This window comes from Micromonospora sp. WMMA1363 (assembly GCF_030345795.1).
Lineage (GTDB): Bacteria > Actinomycetota > Actinomycetes > Mycobacteriales > Micromonosporaceae > Micromonospora.
Genome location: NZ_JAUALB010000001.1, coordinates 2,921,319 through 2,937,693 on the forward strand (window position 1 = coordinate 2,921,319; position 16,375 = coordinate 2,937,693).

Genomic DNA, 16,375 nt, shown 5'->3' on the forward strand with positions numbered 1-16,375 from the left:
TAGGGGCCCTAGTCCCCGGTCCTGGCTCGGGTGACGTCGTAGGCGATCGCCTCGCTCGGCGGGACGAAGTCGCGGACCGGCTGCTCACCCAGGGCGAGCGACATCAGCTCGGCCACCGCGGGCACCATCTTCGACTGCACCGAGTGGCCGACGGCATCCTGCGGGTCATCCGGATTGGTCGCCATCGCCGCGACGGCCAGCTGCGGGGTGACCGCGACGACGGTCTCCGTGCCGTACCCCTCCGAGCTTCCGGTCTTGCCGGCGACCGGGCGCCCCAGCCGCTCACGCAGCGACTCCGCGGTACCCCCCTTGCACCGCCGGTACATCGACCGGTCGCCGACCGGACACCGCGCGGCGTCCGCCGCCGCGCGGGCGACGTCGGGGTCCACCACCTGGCGGCAGTCCGGCTGGGCGGCGTCGACCGGACGCCCGGCCGCGTCGGTGATCGACACCACCGGCAGCGGCGCGCACCAGGTCCCCTCCGCCGCCACCGTGGCATACGCGTTCGCCAGGTCCAACGGCGTGGTCGCCGACACACCGAGGGTGAACGGCCCCCACTCGCGGGCGCCGTGCCGGGCCAGCCGCGCGTCGCTCTCGGCCCGGAACACGATGCCGAGCCGCTCGGCCATCTCCACCGCCCGGTCGGCACCGACCCGTTCGATCAGCCAGACGAAGTACGTGTTGACCGACTGACCGAACGCGCTCCACATGGTGTGCCGGCCGTCGACCGACAAGCTCGCGTTGCGCGGACACCAGTACCCGCCACAACTGCCCTCGCCGGAGATCGGGTAGTCCGTGCGGATCCGGTCGGGCGCGTCGTACTCGGTGTCGAGCGGAAGGCCGGATTCCAGAGCGGCCAACAAGGTGAACAGCTTGAAGGTGCTGCCGGCCTGGTAGCCCTGGACCGCCCCGCCCCCGGCCACCAACTGGTTGACCGTGTTCGGGCGGTTCTTCTGGCCGGCCGGGTTGGCCGCCACACCGTAGTCCCGGTTCACCGCCAGGGCCAGCACCCGGCCGGTGCCGGGCTGGACCACCGCGGTCGGCATCGCGTACGGGTCGTCGGTTGAATAGACCCGCCGCACCTGCTCGGTGGCGGCCCGCTGCACGGCCGGATCCAGCGACGCCACGATCGAGTACCCGCCCCGACGCAACGCGAGCTGCCGCTCGTCGAGCGTCTTCCCGAACGCCTCCTGCGAGTTCCACCAACGGGTGAACCAGTCACAGAAGAAGCTCCAGTCGTTGTGCGCGGCGGGGATCGCCGCGCAGTCGTTCGGTGTTTCGCTCGGACGCAGGGCGAGCGGCGTTGCCTTCGCGTCGGCGGCATCGGCGGCCGTGACCTGCCCCGACTCCACCATCTGGTCCAGCACGTACGCCCGCCGCCGCAGCGCGGCGGCGGCGTCGCCGTTGATCGGATCGTCGGTGTGCGGCGAGCGGACCAGCCCGGCGAGGAGCGCCGCCTCGGCCAACGTGAGGTCGGCCGGGGACTTCGCGAAGTAGCGCTTGCTCGCGGCGGCCACCCCGTACGCCCCGGCGCCGAAGTACGCGATGTTGAGATAACGGATGATGATCTCGTCCTTGCTCAGCTCGCGCTCGAGGGCCAGCGCGTACCGCATCTCCTGGATCTTGCGGCCGGCGCTCACCTCGGTGGCGGCGCGGCGCTGTCGCTCCGTCAACCGGGGATCGGTGGAGAGCACGTTACGGACGTACTGCATGGTCAGCGTCGACGCGCCCTGTCGGACCGTGCCACCGCTCCGGTTGACCACGAACGCCCGGATCACGCCCCGCATGTCCACCCCGCTGTGCTGGTGAAAGCGGACGTCCTCGGCGGCGACGACGGCCTGGCGCATGACCGGGGCCACCCCGGACAGCGGCACGTCCATCCGATCCTCCTGGTAGAAGGACGTGACCAGGGTGGTTCCGTCGCTGGCGTACAGGGTGGACCGCTGCGCTGTGGGTGGCATCCGCAGCGTGTTGGGCAGCTCCGAGTAGGGCGCGACGAGCGCCGAGAACCCGACCCCGAACACCAGCGCGGCCGGTAGGGCCGCGGCCGCGAGCACGAGACCGGCCAAGACGCCGGCGAGCAGGACGGTCATGAGCTTGTCGAGGTGCGCCCGGGTCATCAGCTCTCCCCGCAGGAGCCGTCAGGACCCGTCCAGAATGACCTGAATGCACCTCCTGTCCGCCTCGTTCGCGGACGGGTAACCCGGGTGGGTTACCCGAGCAGCGCCGCCGCCAGCGGGTCGACGACCTCCTCGATCTCGTCAGCGACCCGGCTGAAGCACTGGTCGCCACGGCCCCACGGGTCGTCGAGGTCGTCGGTGGACAGCGCTGTGGTGCCCGCGCGGGCCGCGTGGGCCGCCGCCACCAGGGCCACGCCCCGCGCGTACACGGCGTCGGGGTGCGTGTCGGCCGGCGGCAGGTCAGCCAGGTCCACCGCGGCCAGCAGGCGGCCGAACTCACCCAGTACGAAGGTCCGCGCCGCCGCGTCCGGACGCAGCGCCACCACGTACTCCTGCTGGTCGGCGGTCGCGGTGAGGACCAGGTCGGCGGCGTCGATGTGGTCCGAGCGCAACTTGCGCGCCGCGAAACCCTCGACGCTGCCGCCCCGACCGGCCACCTGCCGGGCGGCCGGCGGGTTCATCTCCTCGCCGGCGTGCCAGCCACCGGTGCCGGCGCTGTGGCTGTACAACAGGTCGTCGGCCCGGTCCGGGCCCGACCCGCGCCGCTGAAGCCGCGCCCGGACAGCCAGGACCAACAGCCGCTCCGCCATCGGCGAACGGCAGATGTTGCCCATGCACACGTGCAGCACGGTGAACGGAGGCACTCAAGCCACCCGACTCTCGACGACATCCGGGACCACGTCGCGGAGTCGGTCCAGCCCAATCGCGCCCGCGCGGAGCAACCGCGGCACCTCGCCGGTGAGATCCACGATCGTGCTCGGTACCGGGTCGGCCGCCGGCCCCGCCTCCAGGTACGTTCGCACGGAGTAGGCGAGCTGGTCCCGCGCCACCTCGGCGGTGGTCGCGGCGGGCTGGCCGGTCCTGTTGGCCGAGGCGACCGCCATCGGGCCGGTCTCCCGCAGCACCTCCAGCGCCACCGGGTGCAACGGCATCCGCACCGCGACCGTTCCCGACGTCTCACCGAGATCCCACCGCAGGCTCGGCGAATGCTCGACCACGATGGTCAGCGCACCCGGCCAGAACGCCTCGACCAGGTCCCGGGCCGCCCGGGGCAGTGAGAAGACCAACCCGTCGAGCGTGTGCCGGGACCCGATCAACACCGGCGGCGGCGCCGGCTGGCCGCCCTTGGCCTCGAGCAGAGCCTCGACCGCGGACGGGGTGAACGCGTCCGCGCCGATCCCGTAGACCGTGTCGGTCGGCAGGACGACCAGCTCGCCGTTGCGGACCGCCTCGATGGCCGCAGCGATGCCGCGGTCCCGGTCGGCAGGCGACCGGCAGTCGTAGAGCATCACGAGAAAGCAGTCTGCCACGCCGGGCCGCCGACGGCGTGCGGGCCGTCCGCTCGGCGGGACGCGGTGGCGAACCGGGGCCGCCCGGACAGGTCGACATGGTCGGCGATCGAGGCGTACCGGCCGTCCTCGGCAAGCAGCCGGGGCACCACCTCGCCGTGCGTGTCGTCGTGCTCGATTCCCAGCACGCCGTCCGGGCGGAGCAGCGTCGCCGCCCGGACCAGCACCGGCCGGATCACCGCCAGCCCGTCCGGGCCCGCGAAAACCGCGGGTGCCGGGTCGTGCCGGCCGACCTCGGGGGGCACCACCACGTCCGCCGGCACGTACGGCGGGTTGCAGAGCAGCACGTCCACCCGGCCCACCAGACCAGCGAGCAGATCCGGGGCGGTGACGTCGGCCGTCACCACCTCGATCGGTCGGTCCCCCGCGGCGGCCCGGTCCGTCGCGTTACGTCGCAGCCAGGACAGCGCCTCCGGGGACCGTTCAACCGCCACCACGCGGGCCGCCGGCACCTCCTGGGCCACCGCGAGAGCGATCGCACCAGAGCCGCTGCACAGGTCCACGACCAGCGGCGCCGCCCGGTGCCGCGCCACCTCGACGCCCCAGCCGGCGAGCAGTTCCGTCTCCGGGCGGGGCACGAAGGCACCCGGCCCGACCGCCAGCTCCAGGTGACGGAAGGCGGCGACACCGGTGAGATGCTGTAACGGCTCCCGCTCGGCCCGACGGGCTACCAGCGCGTCGAACCGGTCGCGCTGCGCCGGGGTGAACCCGTCCGCCAGCGCCAGCCGCCCGCGCGGCACCCCCAGCACGTACGCGGCCAGCAACTCGGCCTCCACCCGCGCCCCCTCGACGCCGGCGTCAGCGAGCCGCCGGGCAGCCCGCGCCACCGCCAGCGTGGGTCGCTCCCGGTTCGTCCCTTCGGACGGCTGTTGCGGCAAGATGCTCACGCCATAATCATGAGGCGTAGCGGAGCCCGCCACGAGTTGGTGCGGCTCGGTGCGGCCGGGCGCACACCGACAGGAGGTCGCGGGTGGGTTGGCTCGACCGGGTCGGCGACCAGGTTGATGCCCTGACACGGGCTCGGGAGCTGCAGGAATCGAGCCGCTCCGCCGAGGCGTACACCGTCCTCGACCGGGTGCTCGCCGGCACCACCGACCCGTACACCCGCGCCGACGCGCTGGTGCAGCGCCTCTCCGCGGTGCTCAACCTGGGTCGCACGGCCGAATACACGCGGGCCATCGAGGAGGCGACCACCGCCGTCCGCGACCTCGCCGAGCCGTACCCGCACGGGCACCTGAACGCGCTCGCCGCGCTCGCCGCCCACCACCAGGGCGCGCTGGACCGGTGCGTCACCCACCTGGTGCGGGCCGCCCGGGCGCTGGGCGCGGTGGAGGATCCGGACCGAGACACCGCGTGGGGCTGGCACGACCTGGCCATGGCCTACTCCTACCTCAGCTTCCACGGGTACGCGCTCGGCGCCATCGAGCGGGCCCGACAGCTCGGGCTCACCGCGGGCATCCCGGAGGAGACCTTCGCCGCCCCCGGCATCCGGCTGCGCAACGCCGTCGCGCTGGACCACAACGGCGACAGCGACGGCTGCCTGCGGGTACTCCGGGACGTTGCCGGTGACCTGGGGCGCTTCTCGCGCGCGGGGCGGGCCAGCCGGCTACGCCCGAGCAGCCTCGCCGCGTACGGCTACGCCGCCGCGCGCCGCGCCGCGCTCGGCGACCGGCTGGAGACCGACACGGATGCCGCCCCGGCCCGGCTGCTCGGCCACGGCGGCGACAGCGCCCGCGTCCGGGACATGCGCCAGCTCGGCCAGGTATGCCTGGCCATCGCCGAGGGGCGCCCGATCGAGGCAGCCACCCGGCTGGACGGCGTGCGGGTGTCGACCGAGACACTGGGCGCGGCCGAGCCGGCCCGGCTGCGCAGCATCGCCCTGGGCCGCGCCGGCGACCACGCGGCGGCCCACCGCGCCGACCGGCTGGCGTTCCGGCTCGCCGCGCAACGCAACGATCGGCTCCGAGACGTCTACATCGACGGGATCGCCGCCCGGATCGACCACGAGGAGATGCGCCGCGAGGCGGCCCGCTTCGAGGGCGAGGCGCTGACCGACCCGCTGACCGGGCTGCCCAACCGACGCCGGCTGGAGCGGTACATCGCGGCCGTGGTCGGCCGGGGCGAACCGGTGGTGATCGGCGTCTGCGACCTGGACGGGTTCAAGGCGGTCAACACCCGACACGGCCACCACTCCGGTGACTTGGTCCTGCAACGCGTCGCCGGGGTCATCAACCGGGTGATGCGCCGCGGCGACTTCGTGGCCCGCTACGGCGGGGACGAGTTCGTCGTGGTGCTGCCCGGCGCGGGGATGGCCGAGGCGGCCGACGTGGGGCGCCGGATCGAATCCGCCGTCCGAGCGGAGGACTGGGAGTCCCTGGTACCCGGCACCCCGGTCGGGGTCAGCGTCGGCTTCGCCGAGGTGGTCGCCAACGAGCGGGGTCCACACGACGCCCTCAACGCCGCCTTCGAGGCCGCCGACCGCGCGATGCTACGCGCAAAGACCAGCACCCACTCCTCCTGACCCCCGCGCGCCTCCCTGCGCATCCGCTCCCGGCAGAGCGGCCGTCGCGCACGCGGCGGCCACGCCGTCCCGAAGCGCGGGGGGCGGGTTGGTCAGCGGCGGGACAGCTCCGGGTCACCGGCGAGGCGGGCGGCGCGGTCGGCCTCGGTGAGCGCGTCCAGCACGCCGTCCAGATCGCCGGCCAGCGCCAGGTCCAGGTTGTACGCGGTGTAACCGATGCGGTGATCGGTGATCCGGTTCTGCGGAAAGTTGTACGTGCGGATCCGCTCCGAGCGGTCCACCGTCCGCACCTGCGCCTTGCGGGCGTCCGAGGCGGCCGCGTCGGCCTGCTCCTGGACAACCGCCAGGAGCCGGGCGCGCAGGATCCGCATCGCCTGCTCGCGGTTCTGCAACTGGGACTTCTCGTTCTGGCAGGAAACCACGATGCCGGTCGGCAGGTGAGTGATCCGGACCGCCGAGTCGGTGGTGTTCACCGACTGGCCACCCGGGCCGGACGAGCGGAACACGTCGATCCGCAGGTCGTTGAGATCGACCGTGACGTCGACCTCCTCGGCCTCCGGCAGCACCAGCACACCGGCCGCGCTGGTGTGGATGCGACCCTGCGACTCGGTAACCGGGACCCGCTGCACGCGATGCACGCCGCCCTCCCACTTCAGCCGGGACCAGACGCCGTTGCCGCCCTCGGGGACCCCCTTGTTCTTGATCGCCAGCGAGACGTCCTTGACCCCGCCCAGGTCGGAGTCCTGTGCGTCGATCACCTCGACGAGCCAGCCGTGGCGCTCGGCGTACCGGGTGTACATCCGCAGCAGGTCACCCGCGAAGAGAGCGGACTCCTCGCCGCCCTCCCCTGCCTTGATCTCGACGATGACATCCTTGGCGTCGTGCGGATCGCGCGGAATGAGCAGCTCGGCGAGCCGCTCCTCCAGCGCCGGCAGGGTCACCGCGATGGCCTCCGCCTCGGCGGCGAAGGCCGGGTCCTCGGTGGCCAGCTCCCTCGCCGCCACCAGGTCCGCCCGGGCCTGCTCCAATTCCCCGGCGGCCTTGTGCAGCGGCACCAGCTCCGCGTACCGCCGGCCGACCCGGCGGGCCGTGCTCTGGTCGGCGTGAATCGCCGGGTCGGCCAGCCGCTTCTCCAGCTCGGCGTACTCGTCGAGGAGGGCGGCCAGACGCTCGCTGCTCATGGACAGACACTCCTTCGACGACGGCGCTGGACGGGGAATTCCGGGCGGCCCCGCCGGGGCGGAACACGGACGGCGCCCGCGTCCGGCGGAAGCCGGACACGGGCGCCGAACAGGACGTTACTTGCCCTTCTTGGCCTGAACCTTGGCGTACTTCTGCTGGAACTTCGCCACCCGGCCCGCGGTGTCCAGGACGCGCTGCTTGCCGGTGTAGAACGGGTGGCAGGCGCTGCACGTCTCGACGTGGATGGAACCACCCTTGGCGGTGCTGCGGGTGGTGAAGGTGTTGCCGCAGGAGCAGGTGACGTCGGTGGTCACGTACTCCGGGTGAATGTTGGGCTTCATGTCGCCTCGGTCCTCTCGTCGTTGGTCGCCGGGTCGCCCCCGTCCTCGGTGTGCGACGGTGAGGGCGTGAACCGGAACCGGTGGCCGACTGACCAGTGTGCCATGGACGTACGCCCGCCAGGCAATCGGGCGGCACAGCCGGTCCGGCATCGACAACGTCCGCCCGCACTCCCGCATTCCCAGCCAGCCGCCGGGCATTCCCGCACGCCCGACGGCCCCCGTCGGGGCGTACCACCGCAGTGAGTGGTGGCCCGCCTGATCGCCGCCCGGGGACTGCCCGCTCCGGCAGGACCACGGTTGCCCGTGCCCTGCAACCGTCCCTGCCTCGAGCCGACCCGGGACGATCCGCGCCGGATCTCGCACGGCGAACGGCTCGTCACGCGGCGGGCGCCGACTGGCAGACACGCCACAACGGCGAGGGGGCGTGGCCCAGCGGCCGCGCCCCCTCGCCTCGATCTACCGGGAGAGGTCACTCCCCCGGCGTCGACTTCGCGATCTGCATCAGGAACTCGATGTTGGTCCGCGACTGCTTGAGCCGGTCCAGCAGCAGGTCCAGCGCGGCCTGCGAGTCCAGCGAGTGCAGGACCTTTCGGAGCTTGTGCACGATGGCCAGCTCCTCCGGCGCGAGCAGGATCTCCTCCTTACGCGTGCCGGACGGGTGGATGTCGATGGCCGGGAAGGTCCGCTTGTCGGCGATCTTCCGGTCCAGCTTCAGCTCCGCGTTACCGGTGCCCTTGAACTCCTCGAAGATGACCGTGTCCGCCATCGAACCGGTTTCCACCAGCGCGGTGGCGAGGATGGTCAGCGAACCACCGTTCTCGATGTTTCGGGCGGCACCCAGGAACCGCTTCGGCGGGTACAGCGCGGTCGAGTCGATACCACCCGACATGATCCGACCGCTGGCCGGCGCCGCCAGGTTGTACGACCGGCCGAGCCTGGTCACCGAGTCGAGCAGCACGACCACGTCGTGGCCCAGCTCGACGAGTCGCTTCGCCCGCTCGATCGCCAGCTCGGCAACGGTGGTGTGGTCCTGCGGCGGGCGGTCGAACGTCGCCGCGATGACCTCGCCCTTCACCGACCGCTGCATGTCGGTGACCTCTTCGGGGCGCTCGTCCACCAGCACCACCATGAGGTGGCACTCCGGGTTGTTGTGGGTGATCGCGTTCGCGATCGCCTGCAGCACCATCGTCTTGCCGGCCTTCGGCGGTGACACGATGAGCGCACGCTGACCCTTGCCGATCGGCATGACGAGGTCGATCACCCGGGTGGTGAGGATGTGCGGCTCGCTCTCCAGCCGCAGCCGCTCCTGCGGGTACAGCGGAGTCAGCTTGTAGAACTCCGGCCGGCGCTTGGCCTCCTCCGGCTCCATCCCGTTGATGGTGTCCAGCCGGACGAGCGGGTTGTACTTGTCCCGCCGCTGCTCGCCGTCCCGCGTCGCCCGCACCGCACCGGTGATCGCGTCGCCGCGCCGCAGGCCGTACTTCTTGATCTGCGACATCGAGACATACACGTCGTTCGGGCCGGCCAGGTAGCCGGTGGTGCGCACGAAGGCGTAGTTGTCCAGCACGTCGATGATGCCGGCCACCGGGACGAGCACGTCATCCTCGCTGACCTGCGGCTCGCGGCCGCCGTCGCCGCCCTCGGAACGGTCGCCGCGGCCCCGGCGGCGGTCCCGGAAACGGCTGCGTCGGCCACGCCGGCCGCCGCTCTCGCCGTCGTCCTCGCCGTCGCCGTCCCGCTGACCCCGGTCGTTGGTTCGGTCACCGCGCTCGTTCCGGTCACCGCGCTCGGCCCGCTCGCCCCGGTCGTTGCGCTCGCCCCGCTCGCCCCGGTCGTTGCGCTCGGCCCGCTCGCCCCGGTCGTTGCGCTCGGCCCGCTCGCCCCGGTCGTTACGGTCGCCCCGGTCGTTGCGGTCGCCCCGGTCGTTGCGGTCGCCCCGCTCGCCCCGGTCGTTACGGTCGCCCCGCTCGCCCCGGTCGTTACGGTCGCCCCGCTCGCCCCGGTCGTTACGGTCGCCCCGCTCGCCCCGGTCGTTACGGTCGCCCCGCTCGCCCCGGTCGTTGCGCTCACCCCGGTCACGGCCGCCACGGCCCTCACCACGGTCGGCCCGCTCGCCAGCCTCGGTCTCCTCAGGCCGGGACTCGACCCGAGCCTCACCGCCACGGGCCTCACCGGCCTCACCGCCACGAGCCTCGGCGGCCCCACGACCACGCCGGCTCCGGGCACGGCCGGTGGCCTCGGCGGCAGCCGTTGGCTCTGCCTGCTGCTCCGCCGGACGTCGTTCGGCCTCCGGCCGCTCGGCCGGCTCGCGAACCTCGGCGTGGACCTCCTCCCGGGCAGGGGCGGCCGCAGCCGCGACCTCGGCCCGCGGTCGAGGGGTCCCGGTGGCGGCCCCGCCACCCTGGCGCTCGGAGATCGCGCTGATCAACTCGCCCTTACGCATACGAGCAGTGCCCGAGATGCCGAGCGACGCGGCCAGGCTCTGAAGCTCCGGCAACAGCATCGCCGACAGACCGGTGCCGCTGCGTCGCCTGCGGGTGGGAGCAGCATTCTTGGCATCGCCAGCGACGTTGGAAACATCCGACGTCACGTCGGTGGTGTCGCTCAATGGATTCCTTCCCTCGATAGGCCGGGACTGCCCGGAGTCGCATCAGGTGGCCGGGCGGCCTCGGTGCACCCGCCTCGCAAGGACGCGTCGCGGGAGTCTGTGACACAGCAGCCGGTCGCTGTTCCCGACTCACCGACGTGGTGACCGGGGCTCGCCGTCTGCGACGACCTGTGAAGACTGCGGTGCGGCGTGGCCTAGGCAGGGGTGACGGGCTTACCGCCGAAAGCTTCGGGGGTGCGCCGCCCCGCAGGAAGATCGCATGCTTCGCGGCTGTGCTAAGTCTAGAGCGTAATCAACTCTTCCGACCTGCGGCAACAGGGTCCCGCTCCGCGTGTCCCAGTCTACCCCGCGCGACCCGGGCACCGTGTGCCGGTATCGGCAACCGCCAGAGCTGCCAATCTGTTCCCGGGTCGAGGTCGACCGGCGGCTCGGACAGCGCCAGCACAGCCGGTCCCGCCCCGGAAATCACAGCCGCCACACCGGCCGCACGCAGCGCACCGACCAAAGCCGCCGGGCCGGGCATGCCCGCGGCCCGGTAGGGCTGGTGTAGCCGGTCGACGGTGGCCGGAAGCAGCAGCTCCGGCGCCGCGGTGAGCGCGTGCACCAGCAGCGCGGCGCGGCCGGCGTTCAGCGCCGCGTCGTGGTGCGGCACGGTGGGCGGCAGCGCCGCCCGTGCCGTCGCCGTGAGGCCGCGTTCCGCCGGCACGAACACCGTCGGCCGGACCGCGTCGGCGACCTGCAGCGACACCGCCCGTGCGCCATCCGGCTCCGTCCACGCCACGGTGAACCCGCCGAGCAGACAGGGCGCCACGTTGTCCGGATGGCCCTCGATCCGGGCGGCCAGCCGCAGCACCGCCGCGTCGTCCATTCGCCGCCCCCCTTCGATCACCAGGGCCCGGGCCAGCAGCACACCGGCGACGATCGCCGCCGACGAGGAGCCGAGCCCACGCGCCTGGGGGATGCGATTGACGCACTCCACCGCAACCCCCGGCGGCTGCCCGCCGAGCTCGTCGAAGGCGACCCGCATCGCGCTCACCACCAGGTGCCGCTCGTCCTCGGGCAGCCCGCCGGCCCCTTCACCGGTCACGGAGACCGTGACGCCGTCAGCGGTGACCTCGGCCGCGACATCGTCATACAACGCCAGCGCTAGCCCCAGCGAGTCGAAGCCGGGCCCGAGATTGGCACTGGTGGCGGGGACCCGCACCCGGATCGGGTCGGGGCTGAATGTCGTTGACACGCGCCCATGCTAGGGCCGCCCACCGACGTCACGGACCTCCGCCCGCACCGTGGGAAAGGCGGGCGGGGAACGGAGCGCTCCGCCGCCCCACCGGTACGCGGGCTATCGGACCACCGACGGGTCGGGGTTCACGACCGGGTCGGTCAACGAGAGCCGGCGGGTCGCGATCCGCCAGCCGACCGCATAGACCAGGGTGACCAGGCCGCAGCCCGCCAGCACCACCCGCTCGTCGACGACGTCCACCACGGACGCGACGACCAGTTGGCTCACCGAGATGGCGAGCGTCGCCAACATCATGTCCGTGGCGAAGACCCGGCCCCGCAACCGGTCCGGCACCTCACCTTGGAGGGCGAAGTTCGACATCACCCAGTTGCTACCGCCCGCGAAGTGCGCCACGAAGACCAGCACGAGCACCACCGGGAACCAGTCGGCGACCGAGGTGCCGAGGTAGGCCAGCCCGTACAGCGACATCGACAACGCCAGACCGGGGAGCAGCCAGGCCCGGTTGCCCAGCACCCGCCGCATCAGGATCGGGCCGACCAGCGCACCCGCGCCGCGCACCGCGAAGAGCAGGCCGGTGCCGATCGGGCCCGCCCCGTACAGGCCCGCCAGCAGTGGGAACACGGTCAGCACGCCGTTGCCGAGGCCGACGGCGGACTTCACCGTCACCAGCGCCAGCACCCGGGGCCGGTGCCCGATGTAGCCGAGCGCCTCCCGGACCGCCGCCCACGTCTGCAACGCCGGCCGGTCCCGGTCCCGCGGGGCCTGCAACGGCCGGCGGATCCGCGCTGCCAGAACCGCCGCCAGGACCAGGCCGGCGGCCGCAACCCAGAAGCAGGCGTACGGGCCGACGGCGCTGCTGAGCACCCCGCCCAGGGACGCGCCGACGATCGTCATCGTGCCCCAGGCGGAACCCGCGACCGCGTTGCCCGCCGCCAGTTCGTCCGGATCCAGCACGTTCGGCAGGGCGGCCTGGGCGGCCGGCGAGTAGAAGGCCTTGGCAACCGCCACCACACCGATGCCCACCATCGCCAACCAGGCCGTGCCGGCGCCGCGAACACCAAGCAGCAGCAGCACGCCGAGCACAGCGGCGATGTTCGACCCGATCATGATCTTGCGGCGGTCGAACCGGTCCGCCACGGTCCCGGTGTACGGCAGTAGCAGCGCCACGATGCCGGTGTCCACGGCGAGCACCAGCGCCCCCCACACGCCGCTGCCGGTCAGCGACGGCAGCAGCACCAGCAAGGGCACCATCACGAACCAGTCGGCGCCGAACACCACCAGCTCGGCCAGGAAAAGGTTGCGAAAGTTCCCGTTGCGGCGCAGGACCGAGAGGATCGACGGCACGCAGCGGACCCTACCCGGCCGGCGTACGACCGTCCGCCGTCGCGCGGACAACCGACAGCGACTCACATCACCGCGCCTCGCCCCACCCGCAGCCGAGACGGCTCCGCCTTCCCCGGCGTCCGGGGACCCGCCGGGCCGCCGCCCGGGGCGCGGGGCGCGGGCCGCGCCTCGGGCACATCGGCCCGGCGCGCCCCCGGACCGGCACGAGGGCGTTCCGGCGGGGGCGTTCCGGGTGGGTGCCGTTACTCGGCGGGCGGGAGCGGCGAGGTACGGCTCTTCGGCAGCCGCAACACCTCGAACTGGTCGGTGCCGTCGACCAGCGCCGCCGACGGGTGGCCGGCGGCCCCGGCGCCGGACGCGGCGGTGTCGGCACCGATCACGGCCGGCTCGGGCTCGACGGTCCGCTCGGCCCGCGCCGGGGCGGTGTCTGCCGACGGGCCGACCGGCGCGGGTGTCCGGCGCGAGCGCGCGCCCAGAGCCCGGACCAGTTCCTTCGTGTGCTCCACCATCGCGTACAGGGTCGGCACCAGCACCAGGGTGAGCAGCGTCGAGCTGAGCAGGCCGCCGATCACCACGATCGCCAGCGGCTTCGAGATGAAGCCACCCTCGCCGGTGAGCCCCAGGGCCATCGGCACCAGCGCGAAGATCGTGGCGACCGCGGTCATCAGGATCGGCCGCAGCCTCCGGCGGCCGCCTTCGACGACCGCCTCCTGGACTCCCATGCCCTGCGCCCGGTACTGGTTGACCAGATCGAGGAGCACGATCGCGTTGGTCACCACGATGCCGACGAGCATGAGCACGCCGATCAACGCCGGCACGCCCAGCGGTGTACCAGTGGCCAGCAGCAGCGCGATCGCACCGGTGGCCGCGAAGGGGACGGAGACCAACAGAATCAACGCCTGGGTCAGGCTGCGGAAGGTCGCCACCATGATCAGGAAGACGATCGCGATGGCGGCCAGCACCGCCAGGCCCAGGTCGGCGAAGGCCTCCGCCTGGTCAGCGCTCACCCCGCCGATGTCGAACGTCGCCCCGGGGACGTCAAGGGCGTCCAGCTTCTCGCGCAGCTCCTGACTGATCGCGCCGAGGTTGGATCCGGTGGCCGTGCCGGTGACGGAGACGCTACGCTCGCCGTCGATCCGGGTGACCTGCTGCGGCCCCGCGACCCGGTCAACCGCTGCCACGTCGCCCAGCTTCACCACGCCGATCGGCAGCGCGCGCAGCTCGTCGACGGATACCGGCGGCTGCGCGCCGAGCCGCAGCACGACGTCCCGCTGTCCGGCGTCGAGCGTCACCCGGCCGAGCGGGGCACCGCGGTACGCCTGGGCCACGAGCTGGCCGACCGCGGCCTCGGTCAGCCCCACCTGGGCCGCCTTCGCCCGGTCGACGGTGACCTGGATCCGGTCCGCCTGGTCGGTGAGACTGGTGGCGACGTCCTCGACCCCGTCGAGCCCCTTCATCGCCGCCTCGACGTCGGCGGCGGCGCGGCTGAGCGTCACCGGGTCGGCGGCCCGGACGACCACCGCCAACTGGTTGGCGGAGGCGCCGCCCTGCCCGGAGCCGAAGGTGATCTCACCGATCCCGCCGCCGAGCGCGTCGAGCTCCGCGCGAAGGATCCCGCGCATCTCCTTCGCGTCGGTGTCGTCACCGAGGGTGAGCGACCAGGTGGCGACGTTGTTGCCGCCGGGACCGGCCCACGGCGTGTCGCCGGAGCCCGCGGTCACCTGGTACGTCTCGACGCCCGCGGTCCGGGCCAGCACCGCCTCGACCTGTCGGGCCGCCGCGTCGGTGCCGGCCAGTCCGGTGCCGGCCGGCAGCTCCTGCGTCATGCTCAGCGTGTCCTGGCCGGAGTCGTCGAGGAAGTTCGTCTCCAGCTGGCGGGACAGCCCGAACGTACCGAGCAGCACCAGCACGCCGAGGCCGAGGGTGATCCAGCGGGTGGCCCACGTGCGGGTGGCGAAACCGATGACCGGCAGGTATCCCCGCTGCAACGGGCTGCGCAGTTCCTTCTCCTCCGCGGCCCGGCGTACGGCCGCGTCGTCGGCGGTGCCGCCGGCCGGCTTGAGGAACCAGTACGCCAACACCGGGATGACGGTCAGCGACACCAGGAGCGAGGCGACCAGCGCCACCGTGACGGTGATCGCGAACGGCGCGAAGAGCTGCCCGACGAAACCGCCGACCAACGCGATCGGTGCGAACACGGCGACCGTGGTGAGCGTGGAGGCGGTCACCGCGCCGGCCACCTCGCGGACGGCGGTGCGGATGGCGTCCCGCTTGGCCTCGCCGTACTCCAGGTGCCGCTTGATGTTCTCGAGCACCACGATCGAGTCGTCGACCACCCGGCCGACAGCGATGGTCAACGCGCCGAGAGTGAGCAGGTTGAGCGAGTAGTCGCCGATCCAGAGGGCGATCAGAGCGACCACCACCGACAGCGGGATGGAGACCGCGGTCACGGCCGTCGACCGGACGGAGAGCAGGAAGACCAGAATCACCACCACCGCCATCACCAGGCCCAGCAGACCCTCGGTGGTGAGACTCTCGATCGACTTCTCGACGAACGGGGCCTGGTCGAAGACCACGGTCAGTTCGGCGCCGACGGCACCGCGCAGGTCGGCGAGCCGCTCCCGAATCTCGTGCGAGATCTCCACGGCGTTGCCGTCCGGCGTCGCGGTGACCGCGATACCCAGGCTGTCCCGGCCGTTGGTACGGGTGATCGCGGTGGCCGGCGCGAGCTGCTGCTCGACGGTCGCGACGTCGCCGAGGCGCACCGGGGGCGTCCCGGTGAGGACGATTCCCCGCAGGTCGTCGAGGGTGGCCAGCGGCATCCCGACCTGGACCGGGAGCGCGATGTCGCCGTCGACGAGCACGCCGGCCGGCACAGCCACTCCGTTGGCCCGCAGCGCCGCGCCGATCGCGGTCGCCTGGACGCGCGCCGCCGCGAGCTTGGCCGGGTCGGGGGCGACGACGACGAGCTCGTCGCGGGTTCCGGTCACCTCGACGGCACGGACACCCTCGATCGATTCCAGCTCGGGAACGACCGTGGCTTGGAGTTTCTCGCTCAGGGCGCGCTCGTCGCCGCCGGACGCCGCGAGCACCACCGCTGGCAGGTCGTCCGTGCCACCGGCGATGACCTGCGGGTCGACCCCGTCGGGCAGCTGGGCATCGACCCGGTTGAGCGCGGTCTGCATCTTGTTGACCACGTCGTCCACGTCGGTGCCGAACTCGTACTGCACCTGGACGGTGGCCGCGCCGTCACGCGAGGTCGAGGTGACCTTCTCGATCCCGGCGATACCCTGCAGACTGTTTTCGATCGGCTCGGTGACCTGCGACTCGACGACCTCCGGACCGGCGCCGGGGTACACCGCCACGATGAACGCGGCCGGGAACTCCAGTGACGGCAGGAGTTGCTGCTTCAGCGACGGCACGGCGAACGCTCCGAACACCGTGGTCACCACCGCGATGAGGGCGACCAGCCCTCGGTTGGCGAGACTGAATCTGGCGAGCAGCGACATCGACTGGACTCACTCCTGGAGGAAGACAGCGGTGCGGAGTATGAAGTGTCCCCCACCCGATCTGGGCCGCACCTGTGGGGCTCCCCCGTCGGCCCCGCCAG

At 72.7% G+C, this 16,375-nt stretch carries 11 protein-coding genes; 1 reads left to right on the forward strand and 10 read right to left on the reverse strand.

What is annotated here, in order from left to right:
• Nucleotides 1-8 precede the first annotated feature (8 nt).
• From QTQ03_RS13425 to prmC, 4 genes are all read right to left on the reverse strand, one after another.
• The gene (locus QTQ03_RS13425; RefSeq protein WP_289278320.1) at nt 9-2,120 is read right to left on the reverse strand and encodes a transglycosylase domain-containing protein; all 2,112 of its coding nucleotides are present in this window, start codon (nt 2,118-2,120) and stop codon (nt 9-11) included.
• Between the two features lie 92 nt (nt 2,121-2,212).
• Nucleotides 2,213-2,824, reverse strand: coding sequence for an arsenate reductase/protein-tyrosine-phosphatase family protein (locus QTQ03_RS13430; protein WP_289278321.1), 612 nt, complete (start codon nt 2,822-2,824; stop codon nt 2,213-2,215).
• Nucleotides 2,825-3,469, reverse strand: coding sequence for an L-threonylcarbamoyladenylate synthase (locus QTQ03_RS13435; RefSeq protein WP_502889859.1), 645 nt, complete (start codon nt 3,467-3,469; stop codon nt 2,825-2,827).
• On the reverse strand, nt 3,469-4,416 hold the full coding sequence (gene prmC, locus QTQ03_RS13440; RefSeq protein ID WP_289278323.1) for a peptide chain release factor N(5)-glutamine methyltransferase: 948 nt from the start codon (nt 4,414-4,416) through the stop codon (nt 3,469-3,471). The genes QTQ03_RS13435 and prmC overlap by 1 nt, the downstream gene beginning before the upstream one ends.
• An 83-nt stretch (nt 4,417-4,499) precedes the next feature.
• Between prmC and QTQ03_RS13445 the strand changes: the two genes are divergently transcribed.
• Entirely contained in the window at nt 4,500-6,050 is a 1,551-nt protein-coding gene (locus QTQ03_RS13445; protein ID WP_289278324.1) for a GGDEF domain-containing protein, read from the forward strand.
• 92 nt (nt 6,051-6,142) lie between these two features.
• Here QTQ03_RS13445 and prfA read toward each other — a convergent pair whose 3' ends face one another.
• From prfA to QTQ03_RS13475, 6 genes are all read right to left on the reverse strand, one after another.
• Nucleotides 6,143-7,231, reverse strand: coding sequence for a peptide chain release factor 1 (gene prfA / locus QTQ03_RS13450; protein WP_289278325.1), 1,089 nt, complete (start codon nt 7,229-7,231; stop codon nt 6,143-6,145).
• A gap of 117 nt (nt 7,232-7,348) precedes the next feature.
• Entirely contained in the window at nt 7,349-7,573 is a 225-nt protein-coding gene (gene rpmE, locus QTQ03_RS13455) for a 50S ribosomal protein L31 (RefSeq protein ID WP_109900196.1), read from the reverse strand.
• A 469-nt stretch (nt 7,574-8,042) separates the two neighbouring features.
• The gene (gene rho / locus QTQ03_RS13460) at nt 8,043-10,181 is read right to left on the reverse strand and encodes a transcription termination factor Rho (RefSeq protein ID WP_289278326.1); all 2,139 of its coding nucleotides are present in this window, start codon (nt 10,179-10,181) and stop codon (nt 8,043-8,045) included.
• A 292-nt stretch (nt 10,182-10,473) separates the two neighbouring features.
• Nucleotides 10,474-11,418 (reverse strand): homoserine kinase, encoded by a 945-nt coding sequence (gene thrB, locus QTQ03_RS13465; RefSeq protein ID WP_289278327.1) that lies wholly within the window; start codon nt 11,416-11,418, stop codon nt 10,474-10,476.
• A 102-nt stretch (nt 11,419-11,520) separates the two neighbouring features.
• Nucleotides 11,521-12,765 (reverse strand): MFS transporter, encoded by a 1,245-nt coding sequence (locus QTQ03_RS13470; RefSeq protein WP_289278328.1) that lies wholly within the window; start codon nt 12,763-12,765, stop codon nt 11,521-11,523.
• Between the two features lie 242 nt (nt 12,766-13,007).
• The gene (locus tag QTQ03_RS13475; protein ID WP_289278329.1) at nt 13,008-16,274 is read right to left on the reverse strand and encodes an efflux RND transporter permease subunit; all 3,267 of its coding nucleotides are present in this window, start codon (nt 16,272-16,274) and stop codon (nt 13,008-13,010) included.
• Nucleotides 16,275-16,375 lie beyond the last annotated feature (101 nt).